The 21,637-nt window shown below is 58.3% G+C and carries 19 protein-coding genes and 1 pseudogene; 15 read left to right on the top strand and 5 right to left on the bottom strand.

Annotated elements, in window-relative coordinates:
* Positions 1–31: 31 nt before the first annotated feature.
* Positions 32–250: a hypothetical protein gene (locus KQP88_RS09510; protein ID WP_216705486.1), complete on the top strand. Its 219-nt coding sequence runs from the start codon at positions 32–34 to the stop codon at positions 248–250.
* A gap of 146 nt (positions 251–396) precedes the next feature.
* Here the strand turns inward: KQP88_RS09510 and KQP88_RS09515 are convergent, their stop codons facing one another.
* Positions 397–894, bottom strand: coding sequence for a nucleoside 2-deoxyribosyltransferase (locus tag KQP88_RS09515; RefSeq protein ID WP_216705487.1), 498 nt, complete (start codon positions 892–894; stop codon positions 397–399).
* Positions 895–1,053: 159 nt separating this feature from the next.
* On the opposite strand from KQP88_RS09515, the gene KQP88_RS09520 reads away from it, so the two are divergent.
* From KQP88_RS09520 to pstB, 5 genes are all read left to right on the top strand, one after another.
* Complete coding sequence (locus KQP88_RS09520) at positions 1,054–2,706, top strand: VRR-NUC domain-containing protein (RefSeq protein ID WP_216705488.1); 1,653 nt, start codon at positions 1,054–1,056, stop codon at positions 2,704–2,706.
* Between the two features lie 355 nt (positions 2,707–3,061).
* Complete coding sequence (gene pstS / locus KQP88_RS09525) at positions 3,062–4,081, top strand: phosphate ABC transporter substrate-binding protein PstS (RefSeq protein ID WP_200993080.1); 1,020 nt, start codon at positions 3,062–3,064, stop codon at positions 4,079–4,081.
* Positions 4,082–4,165: 84 nt separating this feature from the next.
* Positions 4,166–5,161, top strand: coding sequence for a phosphate ABC transporter permease subunit PstC (gene pstC / locus KQP88_RS09530; RefSeq protein ID WP_117164994.1), 996 nt, complete (start codon positions 4,166–4,168; stop codon positions 5,159–5,161).
* Entirely contained in the window at positions 5,158–6,042 is an 885-nt protein-coding gene (gene pstA, locus KQP88_RS09535) for a phosphate ABC transporter permease PstA (protein WP_025259633.1), read from the top strand. The genes pstC and pstA overlap by 4 nt, the downstream gene beginning before the upstream one ends.
* A complete protein-coding gene (gene pstB / locus KQP88_RS09540; RefSeq protein WP_117164992.1) occupies positions 6,042–6,821 on the top strand; it encodes a phosphate ABC transporter ATP-binding protein PstB in 780 nt (259 codons plus the stop codon). Before pstA ends, pstB begins: the two co-directional genes overlap by 1 nt.
* On the opposite strand, the gene KQP88_RS09545 is transcribed toward pstB, so the two are convergent.
* Positions 6,802–7,749 (bottom strand): LysR family transcriptional regulator, encoded by a 948-nt coding sequence (locus KQP88_RS09545; protein WP_198728662.1) that lies wholly within the window; start codon positions 7,747–7,749, stop codon positions 6,802–6,804. The genes pstB and KQP88_RS09545 overlap by 20 nt on opposite strands.
* Before the next feature lie 167 nt (positions 7,750–7,916).
* Between KQP88_RS09545 and KQP88_RS09550 the strand changes: the two genes are divergently transcribed.
* Positions 7,917–8,921 (top strand): alpha/beta fold hydrolase, encoded by a 1,005-nt coding sequence (locus KQP88_RS09550; RefSeq protein ID WP_216705489.1) that lies wholly within the window; start codon positions 7,917–7,919, stop codon positions 8,919–8,921.
* Between the two features lie 183 nt (positions 8,922–9,104).
* Here the strand turns inward: KQP88_RS09550 and KQP88_RS09555 are convergent, their stop codons facing one another.
* The gene (locus KQP88_RS09555) at positions 9,105–9,938 is read right to left on the bottom strand and encodes an HDOD domain-containing protein (RefSeq protein ID WP_216705490.1); all 834 of its coding nucleotides are present in this window, start codon (positions 9,936–9,938) and stop codon (positions 9,105–9,107) included.
* A 523-nt stretch (positions 9,939–10,461) separates the two neighbouring features.
* Between KQP88_RS09555 and KQP88_RS25585 the strand changes: the two are divergent.
* The 8 genes and pseudogenes from KQP88_RS25585 to KQP88_RS09590 all read left to right on the top strand — a co-directional run.
* A pseudogene (locus KQP88_RS25585) lies at positions 10,462–11,496 on the top strand (HAMP domain-containing protein); the annotation flags it as partial.
* Positions 11,497–11,589: 93 nt separating this feature from the next.
* Complete coding sequence (locus tag KQP88_RS25590; RefSeq protein WP_374011480.1) at positions 11,590–12,354, top strand: methyl-accepting chemotaxis protein; 765 nt, start codon at positions 11,590–11,592, stop codon at positions 12,352–12,354.
* Between the two features lie 137 nt (positions 12,355–12,491).
* On the top strand, positions 12,492–13,058 hold the full coding sequence (gene phnN, locus KQP88_RS09565; protein WP_216705491.1) for a phosphonate metabolism protein/1,5-bisphosphokinase (PRPP-forming) PhnN: 567 nt from the start codon (positions 12,492–12,494) through the stop codon (positions 13,056–13,058).
* Between the two features lie 157 nt (positions 13,059–13,215).
* Entirely contained in the window at positions 13,216–14,037 is an 822-nt protein-coding gene (locus KQP88_RS09570) for an alpha/beta fold hydrolase (protein WP_216705492.1), read from the top strand.
* Positions 14,038–14,298: 261 nt separating this feature from the next.
* The gene (locus KQP88_RS09575; RefSeq protein WP_216705493.1) at positions 14,299–15,594 is read left to right on the top strand and encodes a nitrate regulatory protein; all 1,296 of its coding nucleotides are present in this window, start codon (positions 14,299–14,301) and stop codon (positions 15,592–15,594) included.
* Positions 15,595–15,882: 288 nt separating this feature from the next.
* Positions 15,883–17,217, top strand: coding sequence for a CmpA/NrtA family ABC transporter substrate-binding protein (locus KQP88_RS09580; RefSeq protein WP_216705494.1), 1,335 nt, complete (start codon positions 15,883–15,885; stop codon positions 17,215–17,217).
* Positions 17,218–17,244: 27 nt separating this feature from the next.
* Entirely contained in the window at positions 17,245–18,120 is an 876-nt protein-coding gene (ntrB, locus tag KQP88_RS09585; protein WP_200993071.1) for a nitrate ABC transporter permease, read from the top strand.
* 11 nt (positions 18,121–18,131) lie between these two features.
* Positions 18,132–18,941, top strand: a complete 810-nt coding sequence (locus KQP88_RS09590; RefSeq protein WP_216705495.1) for an ABC transporter ATP-binding protein — start codon at positions 18,132–18,134, stop codon at positions 18,939–18,941.
* Positions 18,942–18,993: 52 nt separating this feature from the next.
* On the opposite strand, the gene KQP88_RS09595 is transcribed toward KQP88_RS09590, so the two are convergent.
* Both KQP88_RS09595 and KQP88_RS09600 read right to left on the bottom strand, forming a co-directional pair.
* The gene (locus KQP88_RS09595) at positions 18,994–19,893 is read right to left on the bottom strand and encodes an AEC family transporter (protein ID WP_216705496.1); all 900 of its coding nucleotides are present in this window, start codon (positions 19,891–19,893) and stop codon (positions 18,994–18,996) included.
* A gap of 52 nt (positions 19,894–19,945) precedes the next feature.
* Positions 19,946–21,466: an amidase gene (locus tag KQP88_RS09600; RefSeq protein WP_216705497.1), complete on the bottom strand. Its 1,521-nt coding sequence runs from the start codon at positions 21,464–21,466 to the stop codon at positions 19,946–19,948.
* Positions 21,467–21,637: the final 171 nt, after the last annotated feature.

Below are 21,637 nucleotides of genomic sequence, written 5' to 3' on the forward strand. Positions count from 1 at the left end.
ATTTCATGAAATAAACAGGAGCCAGACAGTCATGCAGGTATCTACATTCGCAACAGACTTTCCCGACGTTGCCCGTCCGGTGCAGCATTTTGGTGGCGACCAGTCGCCTTTGAACGATGCCGATGCCGATGAAGACAATGATCCGGAAGGCTATCTGGACCTGGATATCCTTGGCCTGGATGATTTTGTCGATGCCGACAAGCTGGACCCGACGATCACCGGCGATATTGGCTCCGCGACCTTGGGTTGACCCCCACCTGTAGGTAGCGAATCGGGCGGCGCTCCGCTCATTCGCGAGAGGCCGGTACGTATTCATCGTCCAAAGGCCCCTTCGCGAATAAATTCGCTCCCACACAGTCTGCACATGTTTGCTGCGCGACAGCCTTAGGTGATCTCCTACTTTGATGCCAGATACCTGGCCAATGCCTCTATCCCCGATTCTGCACTCGGGCTGCTTCCCGCCCAGGTGCAGGCCAGCATCAGGTTGCGGGGCAGGTTGAAGTCTTCCACGATGAAACCCTGGCTGTCGAAACCGTTTTCATCATGAGGCACCAGTTCGCGCAACGAGGCGACGGGCTCGAAATATCCCCAGACCGGTTTGTTCAGCGCCACCGCCATGCCCACCTCGAATGCGGTGCCTGAGTCGGGTTCCAGGCCACGAAAGACATTGAGGTTGGCCAGCACCGCCGTGCAGCGCTGGATCATTGCGATGTTCATCGTGCAGATCAATTGCGCGGTGTCGGAAGCAGACAGCCCGGGCGGCACTTCATTGTCGAACGGGTACAACCCTTCCAGACCCTGGGCTGCACACAGGTTCTTGAGGTATTGACCATATTCGACGGCGTCCTGGCGGAACACATCAAAACCTGCGAGGTAAACCAGCGGCGCTTGCATATCCGCTCCTTGCCAAAAAGGGCGATCTTACGACCCGCAGGCCCTTTTGCGAAATGCACCATTTATCGGGCGACGTGAAAACCAGAGGATTCATGGCTGGAATCTGTACGGATAACCAGTATCCTTGGCCGCCTGTCTCTGCCGTATGTGACCGTATCCTTGAGCACTTCACCTCTCGACAATCCGTTTTATTACCTGGAAAACTTCCGTCAGGTCCTGGCTTGGATCGTCCAGCGTTACGACGATCTGCTGGATGAGCACGAGCGCCGGTTTATCAGTGATTTTTCCGGTTTGCCGACGCCTGCCCAAGGGTTGCTGGTGCGTATGGTCATGCGCAAGGGCACGCTGTTCCGGGCCAGCAAGCTTGCTTACGACGAAATTGGCGATACCCGCGAAGCGGCGCTGCCATTGCTGGCACATGGCTGGATCGACGCGCGTCCGCTGCTGGATCTGGAAGCCTTGTTTCAATTGCTGCGCAAGGACGAACTGAGCCAGTGTTTCAAGGCCCATGCGATAAAGGGCCCGGAGCGCAAGCCACAGTGGCTTGAGCGGCTGCAATCGGTCTATGAAGTCGCCCAGCCTCTGGACCAGTGGCATCCCGATCTGGACGATCAGGTATTCGAGCTGAAGGTGATGCCACTGTGTGATCGCCTGCGCCTGCTGTATTTCGGCAATCTGTATCAGGAGTGGTCGGAGTTCGTGCTGGCGGATCTGGGGATCTTCCGCTACGAAAAAGTCGAGTTTTCGCCGGATTCACGGGCCATCAGCGAGCGGGTGGACATAGGCGTCTGCCTGCAACTGCATGCCTGCCGGGAAGCCATGGGGCAGGGTGTCGAGCTGGCGCTGCTGGCCGAGCAGGCGATGGCCATCGAAACCCGCAATCCATGGCTGCAAAGACGCTGTGCCAAGCTGTTGTTCCATATAGGGCAGCAGGCCGAGCGTCTGCAGGAATGGCCGCTGGCGCTGGAGGTCTATCGCCAGTGCAATTACCCGGGTGCCCGTTCGCGGCAGATCCGGGTTCTGGAACTCAGTGCCGAATATGTCCAGGCGATGGCGCTGCTGGAGCAGGTCAGGGCCGTGCCGCAGAACGATGCCGAGCTTCAGCATCTGCAACGCATTCTGCCGCGCTTACAGCGCAAGCTGGGCCTGGCGGTCGAGAAGCGTGCGGCCGCTCGCAGCGTGTCACGCCTGGATCTGAGCGTTGTGCCGGTGCCGGGCCTGAGTGTCGAGTTCCTGATCCGCGAGCATCTGGCAGAAGAGGGCAGCGAGGTGCATTACGTCGAGAATGCGCTGATCAACTCACTGTTCGGTCTGCTGTGCTGGAAAGCGATTTTCGCACCGCTGCCGGGAGCGTTTTTCCATCCCTTCCATAGCGCCCCCAGGGATCTGCTCAGCCCGGACTTCCATGAGCGCCGTGCCGCGCTGTTCGACGAGTGTCTGGCACAGTTGGAAAGCGGCGCCTATCAGGCAACGATTCGTGAGCACTTCCAGAGCAAGTCCGGGCTGCAATCGCCTTTCGTGTTCTGGAGCGTCCTGACCCCCGAGTTGCTTGAGCAGGCTCTGGAGTGTTTGCCTGCCGAGCACCTTGGCCTCTGGTTTCGCCGCTTGCTGCAAGACATCAAGGCCAATCGCACCGGCATGCCTGACCTGATTCAGTTTTTCCCCGCACAGCGCCGTTATCGCATGATCGAGGTCAAGGGGCCGGGTGACCGCCTACAGGACAACCAACTGCGCTGGCTGGATTTCTGTGCCGAGCATGGCATGCCTGTAGAGGTGTGTTACGTGCAGTGGGCATCCGGTCGGTCGGACTGATCTCAGCGGTCCGACCGACGGGTCGTGCAAGACCTTACGGCTATAAAAAAGTATCTGTTGCGTGAAACCGGTTCTAAAAAAACGTGCTTTCTTACAATTAAAAAACACGGATGGCTCTGTGCTATTGGTGGGTGATGTCAAATTGATGTTTTGCGGTTTTCCGGCGAATTTTCCCGTAAATACTGGGCTTTTCCGCTTTTCAAGGCTCGATGAACGTAGGAGATCGATTACAGAAAACGCTCATTTCTGACTGGAATCGACTGATTGTCATTAAACAGCAACATTTCAGGTTTTAAATCCGCCTCGGGCCTCCTTAAGTGGACCACAACACTTTCTCCTGGATTGAGGTATTACCGTGATACTGCTGACTAAAAAACGCTTGTCGCTTCTGATCGCTTCGCTGTGCCTGAGCGGCGCTGCTCACGCGACTGATGTCACTGGCGCTGGTTCGAGTTTCGTTTTCCCGGTTATTTCAAAGTGGTCCCAGGACTACAGCAAGAATTCTCCAAACCGCATCAACTATCAGTCGATCGGTTCGGGCGGCGGTATCGCTCAGATCAAGGCCGCCACCGTTGACTTCGGCGCATCCGATGCCCCGATGTCCGCAGAAGACCTGCAGGCCGCTGGCCTGGGTCAATTCCCTAGCGTGATCGGTGGCATCGTGCCAATCGTCAACGTTGAAGGCATCGAAAGCGGCAAGCTGAAGCTGGACGGCGAGACGCTGGCCAAGATCTTCATGGGCTCCGTGAAGACCTGGGACGACGAGGCCATCAAGGCCCTCAACCCTGGCGTGACTCTGCCTAAAACCAACATCACTGTTGTTCACCGTTCCGACGGCTCGGGCACTTCCTACAACTTCACCAACTACCTGAGCAAAGTCAGCCCGGAGTGGAACGAGAAGCTGCAGTTCGGTTCCACCGTCAAATGGCCGGTCGGTGTAGGTGGCAAGGGTAACGAAGGCGTTTCTGCCTACGTCAAGCAGATCAAGGGTTCCATCGGCTACGTCGAGTACTCCTACGCTGCGACCAACAAACTGGCCTACACCCAGCTGAAAAACGCTGCTGGCAAGTTCGTGACCCCGACTTCCAAGACCTTCGCCGCTGCGGCTGACACTGCCGACTGGGCAAACGCCAAGGATTTCGGTCTGATCATGACCAACGCTCCGGGCGACGAAGCATGGCCGATCACTGCGACCACCTGGATCATCATGTACAAGAAGGCCAAGAACGCAGAGAAGAGTGCAGCCACTTTCGACTTCTTCAAATGGTCTCTGGAAAATGGCCAGAAGCAAGCAGAAGAACTGGATTACGTCGCTCTGCCGAAATCGCTGGTTGAACGTGTAGAAGGCTACTGGAAAACCGAATTCACCAAGTAAGTGATTCAAGCCTGTAGCTCACCCCTGTCATCAACCGCGATATCGGTTCGGTGACGGGGGCTTTTTCTTGCGAGTGGACTCAACATGACTGAAAACACCCAATACCTGTCCGCGAACGTCTCAGACATCGACTCCGAAGGCGAGAAGCGCGCCAAGCGGGATCATCGACATGACGCCTGGTTCAGGCGTTCGCTGCAAGGCGCCGCCATGCTGGTGCTGGCATTGCTGGGATGTATTGCCCTGTCGACCCTGTGGGGCGGAAGTCTGGCATTCGAGACCTTTGGTTTTGGTTTTCTGACCAGTGCCGAGTGGGACGTGAACAACGGCAAGTTTGGTGCCCTGGTTCCGATCTACGGTACGCTGGTGACATCTTTTCTGGCTTTGCTGATCGCCGTTCCGGTGAGTTTCGGCATCGCCATCTTCCTGACGGAAGTCGCGCCGCCCTGGTTGAGGATGCCCATTGCCTCGGCCATCGAGCTGCTGGCCGGCATTCCTTCGATCATCTACGGGATGTGGGGGCTGTTCGTGTTCGGCCCGTTCATGGCTGAACACCTGTCGCCATGGATCAATGAGAACCTGGGTGGCCTGCCCTTTATCGGTACTTTGTTTCAGGGCCCGCCGCTGGGTATCGGCATGCTGACCGCCGGTATCGTCCTGGCGATCATGATCACGCCGTTCATTACTTCGGTGATGCAGGAAGTTTTCCGTACTGTTCCTACGACCCTCAAAGAGTCTGCCTACGCCTTGGGCGGCACGACCTGGGAAGTGGTCTGGGACATCGTTCTGCCTTACACCCGCTCGGCGGTGGTTGGCGGTGTGTTCCTGGGTCTTGGCCGTGCCTTGGGCGAAACCATGGCGGTGACCTTCGTTCTGGGTAACGCCCACCAGTTCTCCGCATCCCTGATGATGCCGAGCAGTTCCATTGCATCGGTTATCGCCAACGAGTTCAACGAAGCCTACACCGACCTGCACCGTTCGGCGCTGATCGCACTGGGCTTCCTGCTGTTTGTGGTTACTTTCATCGTGCTTGCCCTTGCACGTCTGATGTTGTCGCGTCTTTCGCGTAAGGAGGGGTTATGAGTAAGGACGTAACCGGTAGCGAGCGCCTGTACCGGGTTCGTGATATCAAGAACAAGATCGCAATGGTGCTCAGCTGCGGCGCCACTGCATTCGGCCTGTTGTGGCTGGTATGGATTCTGCTGACCACCATCATCAAGGGCATCGATGCCCTGAACCTGCAACTGTTCTCCGGCATGACCCCGCCGCCGGGTGTCGAAGGCGGTCTGGCCAACGCGTTCTACGGCAGCCTGCTGATGTCCGGTATCGGTCTGTTGATCGGTACGCCAATCGGCCTGATGGCCGGTATCTGGCTGGCCGAGTTCGCCCGCTACTCCAAGCTGGGTAACGCTGTGCGTTTCATCAACGACATTCTGCTGTCGGCGCCGTCGATTGTGCTGGGTCTGTTCGTGTACACCGTGGTCGTGCTGCCGCTCAACCAGCTCACAGGCCAGCAGGTCGGCTTCTCGGCGATCGCCGGTGCCCTGGCCCTGGCATTGCTGGTGATCCCGGTGGTGGTGCGTACTACCGATGAAATGATGCAACTGCAACCTTCGACCATGCGCGAAGCCGCACTGGCCCTGGGTGTGCCGCAATGGAAGCTGACCCTGCAAATCGTCCTGCGTGCCGCCAAGGCGGGCGTGGTGACAGGTGTTCTGCTGGCGCTGGCACGTATCACCGGCGAAACCGCGCCGCTGCTGTTCACCGCTTTCGGCAACCAGTTCTGGAGCAGCGACCTGCTCAAGCCAATCGCCAGCGTTCCGGTGGTTGTCTTCCAGTACGCCATGAGCCCGTTCGAAGACTGGCACTCCCTCGCATGGGCCGGTGCACTGGTCATGACGCTCTTCGTACTGATTCTGAGTCTGCTTTCTCGCTTAATTCTTCTGCGCAATAGGGCGTCCTGATGAACAACCTTTCCCTTGCCAACGAAAAAACCAAGATCCAAGTGCGTGGTCTGGAGTTTTTCTACAACGAACAGAAGTCACTGAAATCCATCGACATGATGATCCCTGAAAAGCGGATCACCTCGATCATCGGCCCGTCCGGCTGCGGCAAGTCCACTCTGCTGCGCGTGTTCAACCGTATCTATTCGATGTACCCGAAACAGGAAGCGCGCGGCGAAGTGCTGCTCAATGGCGAAAACATCCTGGCGCCGGGCTATTCGATGAACCGTCTGCGCAGTCAGGTGGGCATGGTGTTCCAGAAGCCGGTGCCGTTCCCGATGTCGATCTTCGAGAACATTGCCTACGCCATCCGTCACCACGAAAAGCTGTCGCGTCGTGAAATGGAAGACCGCGTCGAGCAGGCCCTGCGTGGCGCCGCGTTGTGGGATGAAGTGAAGGACAAGCTCAAGAACAGCGCCACCAGCCTGTCCGGTGGTCAGCAACAGCGTCTGTGTATCGCACGTACTATCGCGCTGCGTCCTCAGGTTCTGCTGCTCGATGAGCCGACTTCTGCACTCGACCCGATCTCCACTGGCCGTATTGAGCAGTTGATCACCGAACTGAAAGAGCAGTTCACCGTGATCATCGTGACCCACAACATGCAACAGGCGGCCCGTTGCTCGGACTACACCGCGTTCATGTTCATGGGCGAACTGATCGAGCACGGCGACACTGATACCATCTTCACCAAGCCTTCCAAGACCCAGACCGAAGACTACATCACCGGTCGCTTTGGCTGATGCCCTCCAGGGCGGGCGCCGCCTGGTGCTCGCCCATGAATTCCTCGATCCGGCTGCGCAACCAGCGTTCTGCCGGATCGCTGTCCATCACGCTCAACCATGTCATCGACAGATCCAGCCCCGGCGTACTGAACGGCAAGGGCTCATCGTGCAATAACCCCAACGCACTCATGGCACTGGCCGTGAAGTCGGACAGGCCGGCGATCAGGTCGGTCCCGGCCATCAGCGCGGGCAGGGTGGTGAAGCGCGGCACGGACAGTACCACCTTGCGCTTGCGTCCCAGCGCCGTCAGCCACTCATCGGCAAAGCTGCTGACGTTCGCGGCGTGAGACACCACCACATGAGGCCGTGAGCAGTATTCATCCAGCGTCATGGGTGTCGACGACTTGTCGGCCCTGACCACTCGCGGCTGTACATTGCGCAATGGCTTGCGCTTGGCATTGGCTGGCAGGTCGCGGGTCAGGCAGACGCCTACGGTAATCTCGCCGGACATCAGCACTTCCGAGATATTCAGGTAATCGACGTGCTTGACCACCAGCACCACGCCCGGTGCTTCCTTGCGTACCGCCTGGAGCAAGGCGGGGAGCAAGCCGAATTCCACATCGTCCGACATGCCGATGCGAAAGGTCATGGTGCTGACCGACGGATCGAAGTCGCTGGCCAGGCTGAGTGCCATGGACATGGCATCCAGTGCCGGGGTCAGGTGCCTGAGAATTTCATGGGCGCGGGCGGTGGGTTCCATGCGATGACCGACCCGGATGAACAGCGGGTCGTTGAGCAGGCTGCGTAACCGGTTGAGTGCGGCACTGATGGTCGGCTGACCGAGAAACAGTTTTTCGGCCGTGCGCGTCACATTGCGCTCCAGCATCAATGTCTCGAAAACCACCATCAGGTTGATGTCTGCCTTGCGCAACTCATTGCGATTCATCGTTATTCCTTTGCACCATGGCGGGTCGTACGTCGAAAGGATGGCGACAGTCTATCTGACTCGGCGTTAACACTATGAAATGTCTGCTTGCGTGACAGGAGCAAGTCTGTAGGCCAGCATGCTGAATTCCCGCATGTTCACGCTCTATTTCCTACAGGAGGTTCTTTATGCGTGCTGTAAAGATCGCAGGTTTTCTCATGACACTTGCGCTGCCGGGTGCAGTGTTTGCCGAAACACCCAGCTATGGCCAGCAACTCGAAGGGTTCGCTTATCCTCACACCCTGAAGAAATTCAGCTTCCAGTCCCAGGGCCAGAAACTGGAAATGGGCTACATGGATGTTGCGCCCACCGGCAAGGCCAATGGCCGCACGGCCGTATTGATGCATGGCAAGAATTTCTGTGCCGCGACCTGGGAAGACAGCATCAAGGCACTGAGCGAGGCAGGTTATCGCGTCGTGGCGCCGGATCAGATCGGTTTCTGTACCTCCACCAAACCCGGCTACTACCAATACAGCTTTCAGCAACTGGCAACCAATACCCATGAGTTGCTGACCAGCCTGAAGGTCGACAAGGTGTCGGTGATCGGTCATTCCACCGGTGGCATGCTGGCGACACGGTATGCGCTGATGTATCCGCAACAAACCGAAAAGCTGGTAATGGTCAACCCGATCGGCCTTGAAGACTGGAAAGCCCTGGGAGTGCCTTATCGCAGCATCGATCAATGGTATGAGCGTGAACTGAAGGTAACCGCCGAAGGGATTCGCCAATACGAGCAGAAGACGTATTACGACGGCCGCTGGAAGCCTGAGTACGACAAATGGGTCGATATGCTGGCCGGCCTGAACAAGGGACCGGGCCAGAAAGCGGTCGCCTGGAACTCGGCGCTGATCTACGACATGATTTTCACCCAGCCGGTCTTCTACGAATTCCCGAAACTCAAGGTCCCGACCGTGTTGATGATCGGTGATGCCGACACCACAGCCATTGGCAGCGACATTGCACCACCCGAGGTCAAGGCTCGCATCGGCAATTACAAGGTATTGGGCAAGCAGGTGACCGAGATGATTCCGGGCGCTACCCTGGTCGAGTTCAAAGGCATGGGACATGCACCGCAGATGGAAGAACCGGTGATGTTCAACAAGGCCCTGGTTTCAGGTCTGGTTCTGAAATAGCTTTCGCGACTGAAGTTGCTCCGCAGTCATGTCGATCAATCAAGAGGCTGACTTCAAAAAACAGGTGGCTGGATCACAATCCGTGGGAGGGGCCTTGGCCGCGACAGCCAGCTTTCAGGCACTGAAAAATGTGTTGCCTGTAAGCAGGTCGTCGCGGCCAAGGCCCCACCCACATAACGGAGATCAGGACAGCAATTGTGAAAACGCCTTGTCCGCTTCCAGTACTGCCGGCAGGCCCTTGAACAGAGTGTCCAGATCCACTTCCTCCGTCAGCGGGCCGGTGGCGGCCTTCTGGGCTTCGGGTGTGGCACCGTCATGGGCCTCAAGTGCATCGGAAATCATGATGGCCTGAGCCACGATCCGGGGCAGTTGAGCGTTTTCCGGGGCCTGCATCGGGCGGGCCTGATACGCGATGGCCTGCTGAATCACCTTCGGCAGTTGCCAGCGGCGGGCCAGTTCTTCGCCCACTTCCGGATAACCGAAGCCCAATTGCAGTGTTTCGTTGGCTGCACGACCTGCTGTCCCGGCCTTGGCAGCGTTGTTCAAGCGTTCGGCCACTTGTGGCGCACCAGTCTGGATCAGCAGCTCACCAATGTTATGCATGACCCCGCAGGTAAAGGCGATTTCAGGATCTGCGCCGGTCTGCTTGGCCAGCATCCGGCAGATCCCCGCGACCTGGAAGCTTTTGAGCCAGAAGGCCTTGAGGTCGAAACTCGGCCCGGCCTTGAAAGCACCGGTCACTGCCGACGCCATCACCAGCGTGCGCAGAGTATTGAAACCCAGGCGCATGGCAGCGTCTTCGATACTGGATGACTCACGGGAGCCACGGAACCGGGCCGAGTTGGCCAGGCGCAGTACCTTCGCGGCAATCACCGGGTCCTTCTCGATATTGCGGGCGATGCTTTCCAGGTTGGAGGAGGGGTTATCGAACTGCACCATCAGGTCCTGGGCCACTTTGGGAATGCTGGGCAGGCTGTGCAACTCTTCAAACAGTTTTTCAAGGGTCATCGATGGCATCCTCGTACGTCGGATGATTCAACGATAGTCAGTTTTTTCCTCTGTGCACGTTTCCTGATGGATTGTGAGAGGTGCATCTCAGCTCTGGCACCCTGAGCCCATCATCCAGGTATTTACGATGCGATGAGCGGCGTTGAAAAAAATGAATAAAAAGTTTATGGCCTATTTATGGTCAAGTAAGGCATGTCCGTTTGAAAAATATGTCTACTCGCCAGCTTGATCATTTAAGTCGCGTTGTTCGGCACTTTATTGACGTCATTAGTGAAAAACTTTAAACAGGAAACGTTTTCAGACAGGGCTTTTAAATAAATACTCAAATTGTCATGGAAAATGCATGTGTGTATGATATCAATTCGCTCCGTTTCCGGAGTGAGCTGTTGCTGAAAGCTTTCTGGATTGCAGGCACCTACTGACCTATCAGCGGTTTTTGCCAATCTTCCTGGTTCGTAGAAACGACACAGTTGTCAGGCTTTTCGGGTGATTGCTATTTCGCCGTTCCGGTTTCTGCAATGGAAGTATTCTCATGATTAAAAGTTTAGGTTTCAGCAAGAAAATCCTGCTGGCGGCTGCGTTGATTGTGGTTGTCGCGTTTAGTGCGTTTATTGTCATCAACGACTATCGACAACGCCAAACTTTGAAATCCAATGTCCTGTCCGAACTGCAACAGCTGGGCACTCTGACGACGCAGAATATTCAGACCTGGCTGGAAAGCCGTTCGCAATTGCTGCAGTCCATGGCCCAACAGATTGCTGTCGATGGCAAGGCCCTGCCTCAATTGCAACGGGCAATCGGCTTGCAGGCTTACAGCGAGAACTTCCAGCTCAGCTACTTCGGCAGCACCGAAGGCGTGATGTTTTCCATCCCGGCCGGCAATCGCGCCGCCGATTACGATCCGCGTGCCCGTGGCTGGTACAAGGCAGCGCAGAACGCACCCGGCATCATCGTCACCGAACCTTACATAGCCGCTTCCTCGGGCAAGCTGGTGGTCACCCTGGCGACGCCGGTCAAGATCCAGAACCAGTTTGCCGGTGTCGCGGGTGCAGACATTTCCCTGGACAGTATCAGCAAGACCATCAACTCCCTGAATTTCGGCGGCCATGGTTATGCGTACATTGTCAGCGCTGATGGCAAGATCCTGATTCACCCGGACAGCAAGCTGGTCCTCAAGAACATCAGCGAAGCCTATCCGAACAACACGCCGAAAATCGTCGCGGGTGTGACTGAAATTACATCCGGTGGCAAGACGGAGTTCGTCTCCTTCACGCCGGTCCAGGGTATTTCAACCGCGAACTGGTATGTCGCCCTGGTACTGGATCAGGAAGCGGCCTACTCGATGCTCAGCGAGTTCCGCACCTCGGCGATCACCGCCATGGGTGTGGTCGTGCTGGTGATCATCCTGTTGCTGGGCCTGCTGATTCGTGTGCTGATGCAGCCATTGCACCAGATGGGGCGCGCCATGCGTGACATCGCGGACGGTGAGGGCGACCTGACCAAGCGGCTGGCCATTACCTCCCAGGATGAGTTCGGTGAGCTGGCGCAATCCTTCAACCACTTTGTCGAGCGTATCCACACCTCGATCCGTGAAGTGGCTTCCACTGCCGGGCAACTGGGTGAAGTTGCAACGCGAGTGGTCAAGGCGTCCAATTCGTCCATGACCAACTCCGACCAGCAAGCCAACCGTACCGAAAGTGTGGCTGCGGCCATCAATCAACTGGGCGCTGCCGCCCATGAAATTGCCCAGAACGCTGCGCGCACCTCGCAACAGTCCAGCGATGCCAGCGACCTGGCCGGTGAAGGCCAGAGCGTCGTGCAGCAGACCATTGCCGCGATGAACGAACTGTCGGGCAAGATCAGCGAGTCGTGCGTCAACATCGAGAGCCTCAATGGCAAGACCGCCAATATCGGGCAGATTCTCGAGGTCATCACCAGCATTTCCCAGCAGACCAACCTGCTGGCCCTCAACGCTGCCATCGAGGCTGCTCGCGCAGGTGAAGCAGGCCGTGGTTTTGCCGTGGTGGCCGATGAGGTTCGCAATCTGGCGCACCGGACTCAGGATTCTGCCCAGCAAGTGCAGACCATGATCGAAGAGTTGCAGGTCGGCGCCCGTGAGGCGGTCGTGAACATGACTGAAAGCCAGCGTCAGAGCGAGGACAGCGTGAGCATCGCCAACCGCGCCGGTGAGCGCTTGGGCAGCGTCACCCGACGTATCGACGAAATCAACGGCATGAACCAGTCGGTTGCCACTGCAACTGAAGAGCAGACCGCCGTTGTGGAGTCGATCAACGTCGACATCACGCATATCAACACCCTCAACCAGCAGGGTGTCGATAACCTGCGCCTGACGCTGGATGCCTGCAACCTGCTGGAAGAGCAGGCCGCCCGTTTGCAACAATTGGTGGGAAGTTTCCGCATCTGACGTACGAAACAGGGCTACTGAATATCCCCTTGAACGATTATCATCCGGCCAGTCTTTTACTGGCCGTGGTGTGAATCGTTCATGTTCATCCGCCCCACGGCCTGTCGTTACCCGCAACGTCTGGCGAGGGTGTTTTGATGGTGGGCAGGTTGATCTATCTCATCGGGCCGTCGGGTTCAGGCAAGGACAGCCTGCTGGATGCCGCACGGGAAACATTGGCCCTCAATGATTGCCGTATCGTGCGGCGGGTCATTACCCGTTCTGCCGAGGCCGTGGGTGAAGCAGCCCAGGCCGTCAGTGTCGAACAGTTCGAAACCATGCGCGAGCAGGGCGCTTTTGCCTTGAGCTGGCAGGCCAATGGTCTGCGCTACGGCATTCCCATCGAAATAGACCAGTGGCTGCTTGAAGGCCATAACGTGCTCATCAACGGTTCAAGGGCTCACTTGCAGCAGGCGCAAGTGCGTTATCCGACGCTGCTGGCGGTGCTGCTGACGGTGGATCAGCAGGTCTTGCGTCAGCGTCTGTTGGCACGAGGACGCGAATCGGTTGCGGAAATCGAAGCAAGACTAGAGCGCAACGCTTCCTTTGCCGTGAATGTAATGGCTGGCAACCCCTCGGTTTTCCTGCTGGATAACTCCGGCGAACTGCAACAGACCGTCAACACCCTCATTCGCTACATCGACAGCCAGCGCGAACCCGCCTGACCGAACCATCGGTCCACCAGGGCACATCCACACAAGGTTGTGTCCTTATTCCCGTCTAGTCTCAATTCCCACACCTTCGATGCGTCGATTGCGCATGACGTCGCGCGAATGTCGTCCTTGTTCCTGTCACTGCTGCATAACATGAGGATTGATGTTTATGGGCCTGCTGAAAGTCAAAGATGGCACCGAGATCTACTACAAGGATTGGGGCACCGGGCAACCGATCGTGTTCTCCCATGGCTGGCCGCTGGATGCCGACGCCTGGGATGCCCAGATGAATTTCCTGGGTCGCCTCGGCTACCGGGTCATTGCTCACGACCGGCGCGGACATGGCCGCTCAAGCCAGCCGTGGGATGGCAATGAAATGGACACTTACGCCGACGATCTGGCCGAGCTGTTCGAGGCGCTGGACCTGAAGGACGCGGTTCTGGTCGGTCACTCCACTGGCGGCGGCGAAGTCGCCCGCTATATTGGCCGTCATGGCACTGCACGAGTCGCCAAGGCAGTGCTGATTGGTGCAGTGCCGCCGATCATGCTCAAGACGGAGGCCAATCCCGACGGGCTGCCTATCGAAGTCTTCGATGGCATTCGCGAAAGCGTCACGGCCAATCGTTCGCAGTTCTTCAAGGAGCTGGCGATACCTTTCTATGGTTTCAATCGCGAGGGCGCCGAGGTTTCCCAGGGCACCATCGATGCGTTCTGGGCCATCGGCATGCTGGGCTCTATCAAGGGTGAGCTGGATTGCATCAAGGCGTTTTCCGAAACCGATTTCACCGAAGACCTGAAGAAGTTCGATATTCCCACCCTGATTCTGCATGGCGATGACGACCAGATCGTGCCCATTGCCGCTTCGGCCCTGAAAAGCGCAGAACTGGTGCACGGCTCGGTGTTGAAGATCATCCCTGGTGCCTCCCATGGCATGTGCACGACATTGATCGATGAGATCAATGGCTATCTGCTGGACTTCATCAAGCAGTAATCACAGGGGCCGTGTGCAAATTCATTGGCTCTGTCTGCCGATAAATTGGGCGCAAACGAAACTGGCGGGAGGCAGCTTGCTGGCGACATCTACCGTGAAGCCGATAAAAATGCTTTGACTTCACCGGCCCCGTCGCCGGCAAGCCGCCTCCCACAGTAAGTGTCAGTCTTCTCCCGTTACACCTATTACATGCACCAGATTGAATCAGGCATGGACCTGCTTTTGCATGGAGACCCCCATCTCCAACCGTGAAGCTAGTCCATGACTGATAAAAACATGCCCGCAGCATTGCGTTTCATGTTGGCTGCGCGCCGCAGCGAACTGGAAGGCCTGGAAGGATTGGCCTCCACTTGTCAGATGGTGACGCAGGTCGGCCAGCTGGTGCATGCCCTGCAACGTGAGCGTGGTTATTCCAATATGTTTCTGGGCAGCGGCAAGGCCCATCACCTGACCCAGCTCGATGTACTGACAGCCGAGGCCAAGGCCGTTGAAGCCCGGGTCCTTGATTCTTTCGAGCGCATCGATCTGGACGCCGCCAGCGCATCCGACCGGGCCCGGCTGTTCAACCGTATTGCCTATGTCATGCATGGCCTGGATGAGTTGCCCGGCTTGCGGCGACGTATTCGCGAGCAGCGGCTGACCCCTCAGGACGCCACCATGGTGCTGAGCCGTCTGATCGGTGGCTTGCTGGCGGTGGTGTTCGAGGCCGCCGACACAGCGATTGATCCTGTGGTCACCCGTGTGCTGGTAGCGATGTTCAATTTCATGCAGGGCAAGGAACTGGCCGGGCAAGAGCGCGCCTGTGGTGTGGGAGGTTTTCTGGCGGGCTATTTCGATGCTGCAGCCCATGACCGGCTTCAGCATCTGGTGCAGAGCCAGGAGCGTTGCTTCCAGACCTTCATCCAGTTTGCCGACGACGATGCACGACGCCTGTGGCGCAATCAGGAAAGCAGCGATTGCGTGGCGCAGCTTGGGCGTTTGCGTGGCGTGGCGTTGAAAACCTCGGAAGACGAGAAAGTCGACTCGATGCTTTCCGAAGTCTGGTTCGACCTCAACACCCTGCGCATCGATGCCATGCGCGATATCGAGATCTATCTGGCCGACGGGCTGCTGGTCAAGTGTCAGGAGAGCATCAAGCAGGCCCGTGCCGATCTGGACAACCACCGACAATTGCTCACCCGTCTGGTGAGCCTGGAAGCCGAAGGCAGTGTCGATCAGGCGCGTCTGTTCAGTGTCCAGGCCATTGATCTGGACAGTACGCCAACCGATGGCCTGGGGCCGAACCTTGGGCGTTCGGTTCTGGATCTGTTGCAGTCCCAGACCCAGCGCCTGCTGAGCGCCAATGATGAACTCGAAGAGGCACGACAGGCCCTCAACGAACGCAAGCTGATCGAACGGGCCAAGCGTCTGTTGATGGACGAGCATCAATTGAGCGAAGGCCAGGCCTATGAGCGTCTGCGCCAGTCGGCGATGGAGCGTGGCCAGCGTATGGTCGATGTCTCCCAGACTCTGCTGGCCTTTGCCGCAGCACGTCCGGCGCCACGTAAACGCCACTGACCCTTGTGCACTTGCGCCGGGCAAGCGGCGCAGGTCGCGCCCCAGTAATGTGCGAAACGATCTTGAGGCGCACCGCGAGCCAGATACGTCATCTTCGCTACAAGCCACGCGATTCGTGGTTGCTGCAGAGCTGGCATGCAAACTGCTTTGCAGGTTGTGCAAGCCGGGTGCTTCCAGACGAAGACCGCGGCACATAAGCGAATTCCGGACAACGGCGTCCACATGCTCATTGGCAAAGCCAGGAGTGTGTGTACGCCGTTTTTTTATGCGTGTTTTTGGGGGAATGAAATGGACGATAAGCCAGATAGCCTTGAGCAAGACAGCCCGGAAAATGCACCTCGGCGGTCTTTCCTCAAACAGTCGCTGGGCTTGCTGGGCGGCGGTGCAGCACTGAGTATCCTGCCACCTGGCTTGCAGTCCGTGGTCTGGGCTGCTGGCACCGATGGCCTGGAAACCACCAGTGCCAAGCTGGGGTTCATTGCCCTGACCGACGCCGCGCCGCTGTTCGTGGCCGACGAGAAAGGTCTGTTCGCCAAGTACGGCATGACCGGTGTCGAAGTGCTGAAACAGTCGTCCTGGGGCACCACACGCGACAACCTGGTACTGGGCTCGGCCAGCAATGGCATCGATGGCGCACACATCCTGACGCCCATGCCTTACCTGATCGCCGCAGGCAAGATCACCCCCAATAACAGGCCGGTGCCGATGTACATCCTGGCGCGCCTGAACGTGGGTGGCCAGTGCATTTCCGTGGGCAACGAATACGCTGACCTGAAACTGGGCCTCGACTCGGCGCCTTTCAAGACCGCACTGGCTGCCAAGAAGACAGCCGGCAAGAGCATCAACGCCGCAATGACTTTCCCTGGCGGCACCCATGACCTGTGGATGCGCTACTGGCTGGCGGCCGGTGGCATCGATCCGAACAAGGACCTGTCGACCATCGTCGTGCCGCCACCGCAAATGGTCGCCAACATGAAGGTCGGCAGCATGGACAGCTTCTGTGTGGGCGAGCCGTGGAACGGGCAACTGGTCAATCAGAAGATCGGCTACACCGCCAACACCACCAGCGAAATCTGGAATAACCACCCGGAAAAAGCCCTGGCGTTGCGTGCCGACTATGTAGACGCCAATCCCAACGCGGCCAAGGCGTTGCTCAAGGCCGTGATGGAAGCGCAGATGTTCTGCGATCAGCCGGAAAACAAGGAAGAGGTCGCGCAAATCTGCGCCAAGCGCCGCTGGATCAACGCTCCTTACGACGACATCGTGCAACGCATGAAAGGCAACTTCGATTACGGCACCGGCAAGGTCGTGGAAAACAGCCCGTTCCTGATGCGCTACTGGAACGAGTTCGCGTCCTACCCGTTCAAGAGCCATGACCTGTGGTTCCTCACCGAGAACAAACGCTGGGGCTACCTGCCGCAGGGTTTCGACAGCCAGGCGCTGGTGGACAAGGTCAACCGTGAAGACATCTGGCGCAAGGCAGCGGCTGAACTGAACGTACCGGCGGCACAGATTCCGGCCTCCACCTCGCGTGGCATCGAGAGGTTCTTCGATGGCAAGACCTTTGATCCGCAAAACCCGCAGGCCTATCTGGACAGCCAGACCATCAAGGCTCTGTCCTGATAGTGGCCACTCGCTTGGGAGAAATCGATGAACGCTGAAAGTAAAAGCTTCAAGGCCGCGGGAACGCCCGTGAGCGTCACCGGCAAGCCTGCCAGTCGCTGGCCTGCCCGGATCAAGAACCTGCGTCAGTTCCTTGTGCAGGGTGTATTGCCACCGCTGGTGGTGGGCGCGCTGTTTCTGTTGCTGTGGCAAATGCTCTGCAGCGGCAAGGGCGCGGCCTTGCCGCCGCCGACCCAGGTCATTCATGAAACCTGGGAGCTGATCATCCATCCGTTCTATGACAACGGCGGTAATGACAAGGGCATGGCCTGGCAACTGCTCGCCAGCCTGCAACGTGTCGCTTACGGCTATACGCTGGCGGTGGTCGCCGGGATCAGCCTCGGGGTGTTGGTCGGTCAGTCGGCCTGGGCCATGCGCGCACTGGACCCGCTGTTCCAGATCCTGCGTACCGTACCGCCGCTGGCCTGGTTGCCGCTGTCGCTGGCAGGTTTCAAGGACAGCCATCCTTCGGCGATTTTCGTGATTTTCATCACCGCCATCTGGCCGATCATCATCAATACCTCGGTGGGCGTGCGCAACATTCCCGATGACTACCGCAACGTGGCCAAGGTCCTGCGTCTCAATGGCGTGGAGTACTTCTGCAAGATCATGCTGCCTGCTGCTGCGCCGTACATCTTCTCCGGCCTACGTATCGGCGTCGGCCTTTCCTGGCTGGCGATCATTGCCGCCGAAATGCTGATCGGTGGCGTGGGTATCGGCTTCTTCATCTGGGATGCGTGGAACGCCTCGCGCATCAGCGACATCATCCTGGCGCTGATCTATGTCGGTGTCGTCGGGTTTCTACTCGACCGGTTGGTGGCCCTGATCGGTCATCTGGTCACTCGCGGCACATCGGCCGGTTAAGGAGCAAGCACATGAATGCGCACGACAAATATCTGAGCATCGAAAACGTCAGCAAGACCTTCGAGCGTGACGGCGTCTCCAGCCAGGTCCTGACCGGTGTCAACCTGGAAGTGGCGCGGGGCGAGTACATCTCCATCATCGGCCACTCGGGCTGCGGCAAATCGACGGTATTGAATATTGTGGCCGGTCTGACCGAGTCCACCAGCGGTGCGGTGATTCTGGATGGCAAGGAGGTTCGCACACCGGGCCCGGATCGCAGCCTGGTGTTCCAGAACCATTCGCTGCTGCCCTGGCTGACGGTCTACGAGAACGTGGCGCTGGCGGTCGACAAGGTGTTCAAACACAGCAAGAGCAAGGCCGAGCGCCATGAATGGGTGCTCTATAACCTGGACATGGTCAGCATGAGCCATGCCCTGCACAAGCGCCCGAGTGAAGTGTCCGGCGGCATGAAGCAGCGGGTCGGCATCGCCCGTGCGCTGGCCATGCAGCCCAAGGTCCTGCTGCTGGACGAGCCCTTTGGCGCACTGGATGCGTTGACTCGCGCCCACTTGCAGGACGAGGTGATGCGTATCCAGAGCGAATTGCAGAACACGGTGCTGATGATCACCCACGACGTTGACGAAGCGGTGCTGCTTTCCGACCGCATCGTGATGATGACCAACGGCCCGTCGGCGACCATCGGCGAAATCCTCACGATCGACCTGCCGCGCCCACGCAACCGTATCGCCATGGCCGATGACCCGCTGTACAACCAGTATCGCCATGCGGTGTTGAGCTTCCTGTACGAGAAGCATCGCAAGGTAGAAGCAGTGGCCGTCTGATCCCCTGTGGGAGCGAATTTATTCGCGAAGCCCTTCGCGAATAAATTCGCTCCTACAGCCGCGTCCCGATCCACATCCACAGCGGCAATGTCCCCGCCGACAGAATGGTGGTCATGCAGATCGCCGAACTGGTTTTCTGCACATCCGGCATGTTCCGGGCAAAGCCCAGCACATTGACCCCGGACGGTCCTGCCGCCATCAGCACCAGCACGGATCGCGGCATGCCCTCGATACCCAGAACGATACAGGCCAGCAACACCAGCAGCGGCATCAGCGCCAGCTTGGCGAAGGTGATGCCCAATGCCTCGGCGCTGGGAGTCAGCCGGTAGCTGGAGAGGTTGGCGCCCAGCACGATCAAGGCGCAGGGCAGGGCGGCCTGGGCCAGCCAGGTGGTGAGGTGATCGGCCCAGTCCGGTAAGGCCAGGCCGGAGAGGTTCAGCGCCACGCCCAGCAGCAGACCAATGATCATCGGGTTGGCCAGGCTGGCAATCAATGAGCGTGAGTTGAATGGCTCGTTGCCCGCAAAACTGTCGTACAGGCTCTGGAAGCTGAACAGCAGCAGGCTGTGAACGGCAATCACGGTAAACAGCAGAACCAGCCCCGGATTGCCGAACAGACCGGCAATCATCGGAATGCCGATCAAGACGTTATTGGAAAAGCTCGCCGTCAGCCCAAAAGGTGTCGGCTTCCCCGCAAAGCGGTGGTTCACCAGATTGACCAGCGCAAAGACCATCAGCGCAGGAATGAAGTAGGCCGCCAGTATCCGGATATCCAGACCATCGTGCAGCGGCGCCTTGGCCATGCCGGTAAACAGCACCATGGGCATGAACAGCTTGAAGGCCAGATTGCTCAGGGCTTTGGTGCTGTCGGGAGTGAGTGCCTTGCGGCGCCCCAGCACGTACCCCAGGACGATCAACAGGAATATCGGCAGGATGGCTTGGGAAACGGCCACAGGTTGGAGCTCCTTGGGGGGAATGGCCGGGCATTATGCCCGACCATGCAGGTCACATCGCCCCTATCTCCGGCTTGCGGGTACTCGAACCGCCATAAATCGGTGGATGGGTGACGATATGAGTCAGGTCCACGGCCGAGGCCATCAGCTTTTGCAGATCCGGTCTGGGTCGGCAAAGACGTGGGTCGCCAGTGGTTGCGTCTTCAAGGGCCTGGGCGCAGGCCATCAAGTCTGCATCCTTGCGAAAGCCGCCAATCACTTGCAGGCCGAACGGCATGCCTTTGTGATCCAGGCCGCAAGGGACCGAAACCGCCGGGTTGGTGGTCAGCGTGATGGTGTAGCACAGCGCCAGCCAGCGATAGTAATTGTCCAGCGGCACGCCATTGACTTCACGCAGGTACAACTCGGTCCACGGGAAGGGCGAAACCGGCGTGGTGGGGGCGAGGATCAGGTCGTAGCGCTCGAACTGTCGCTGAAAGCTGCGGAAGATACGGCTTTGTTCGCCATGGGCCTTGACGCAATCCTGCAATGACATGGCCGCGCCCATTTCATAGTTGGCGCGGGTGTTGGGGCCAAGTGCATCCGGGTCGCGATCATGGGCATCCTGAAGACCGGCCACGAAAGCTTCGGCTCGCAAGACGTCGAACGTGTGATGGGCGCTTTCCAGATTGAGGTCGATGGCTTCGCAGGATTTGAACAGAGGCTTGAGGGCGTCGATTTTTGCCCGGAATACGGCGCGTATATCGTTATCCACTGCACAACTGCCGAAGTCTTCGCTGTAGCCGACGCGCAATTGACTCAGGTCGATGGAGCGGGGCGCGAACTCGTCGCTGTCGATGGCATAGCTCAGTGGGTCGGACTGGCCCAGGCCGGCAGAGGCGCGCAATTGCAGCAGCGTGTCAGCTACCGTTCGACCCATGGGGCCGACCACGGAAATGGGCGTCCAGCCCAGTTTCTTGCGCTCGCTGGGCACCAGCCCCGGTGAAGGTCGCAGGCCGACGATGCCGCACAACGCAGCGGGAATACGCAATGAACCGCCGGTATCGGAACCGCTGCACAGCGGCACCATGTCCACCGCCAGCGCAGCCGCCGAACCGCCCGATGAACCACCGGCATTCAGGTTCGGGTCGAAGGGGTTGCCGGTGGCGCCCCAGACCACATTGCGCGTGTTGGCACCTGCGCCCATTTCCGGGACGTTGGTCTTGCCGACCATGACCGCTCCGGCGCCGCGCAGGCGAGCCACGAACAGGTTGTCACGGCTGGGCACGTTGTCGCGAAACAGTTGTGAGCCATAAGTGGTCAGGACGTCGGCGGTTTCTTCCAGGTCCTTGATGCCGATGGGCAGGCCATGCAGCAACCCCAGCGGCTTGCCTTGCATCACCGCCTGCTCGGCCTCTTTGGACTCCTGGCGAGCGCGCTCGAAACAGGTGGCGGAAAAGGCGTTGATCTTCGGGTTGAGGGTTTCGATGCGCTGGATACAGGCGTCCAGCAACTCGACAGGAGAAAGCTGTTTATTGCCGATCAGGGCGCGCAGTTCAGTGGCGGATTGGCTGAGCAGGTCGGAGTCAGGCATGGGGCAGTCCTTGGAATAAGCGGTGGGCTTTTTCGCGAATGAATTCGCTACCGGGTAATGCCGAGCAGTTAAGGTCATAAATCATTTTGTGGGAGGCAGCTTGCTGGCGACTTTGGCGTACAGACGCAGAATATCTGTCGGTTTTCAGGCCTGTTCGCCAGCAAGCTGCCT

It is taken from the genome of Pseudomonas lijiangensis (assembly GCF_018968705.1).
Taxonomy (GTDB): domain Bacteria; phylum Pseudomonadota; class Gammaproteobacteria; order Pseudomonadales; family Pseudomonadaceae; genus Aquipseudomonas; species Aquipseudomonas lijiangensis.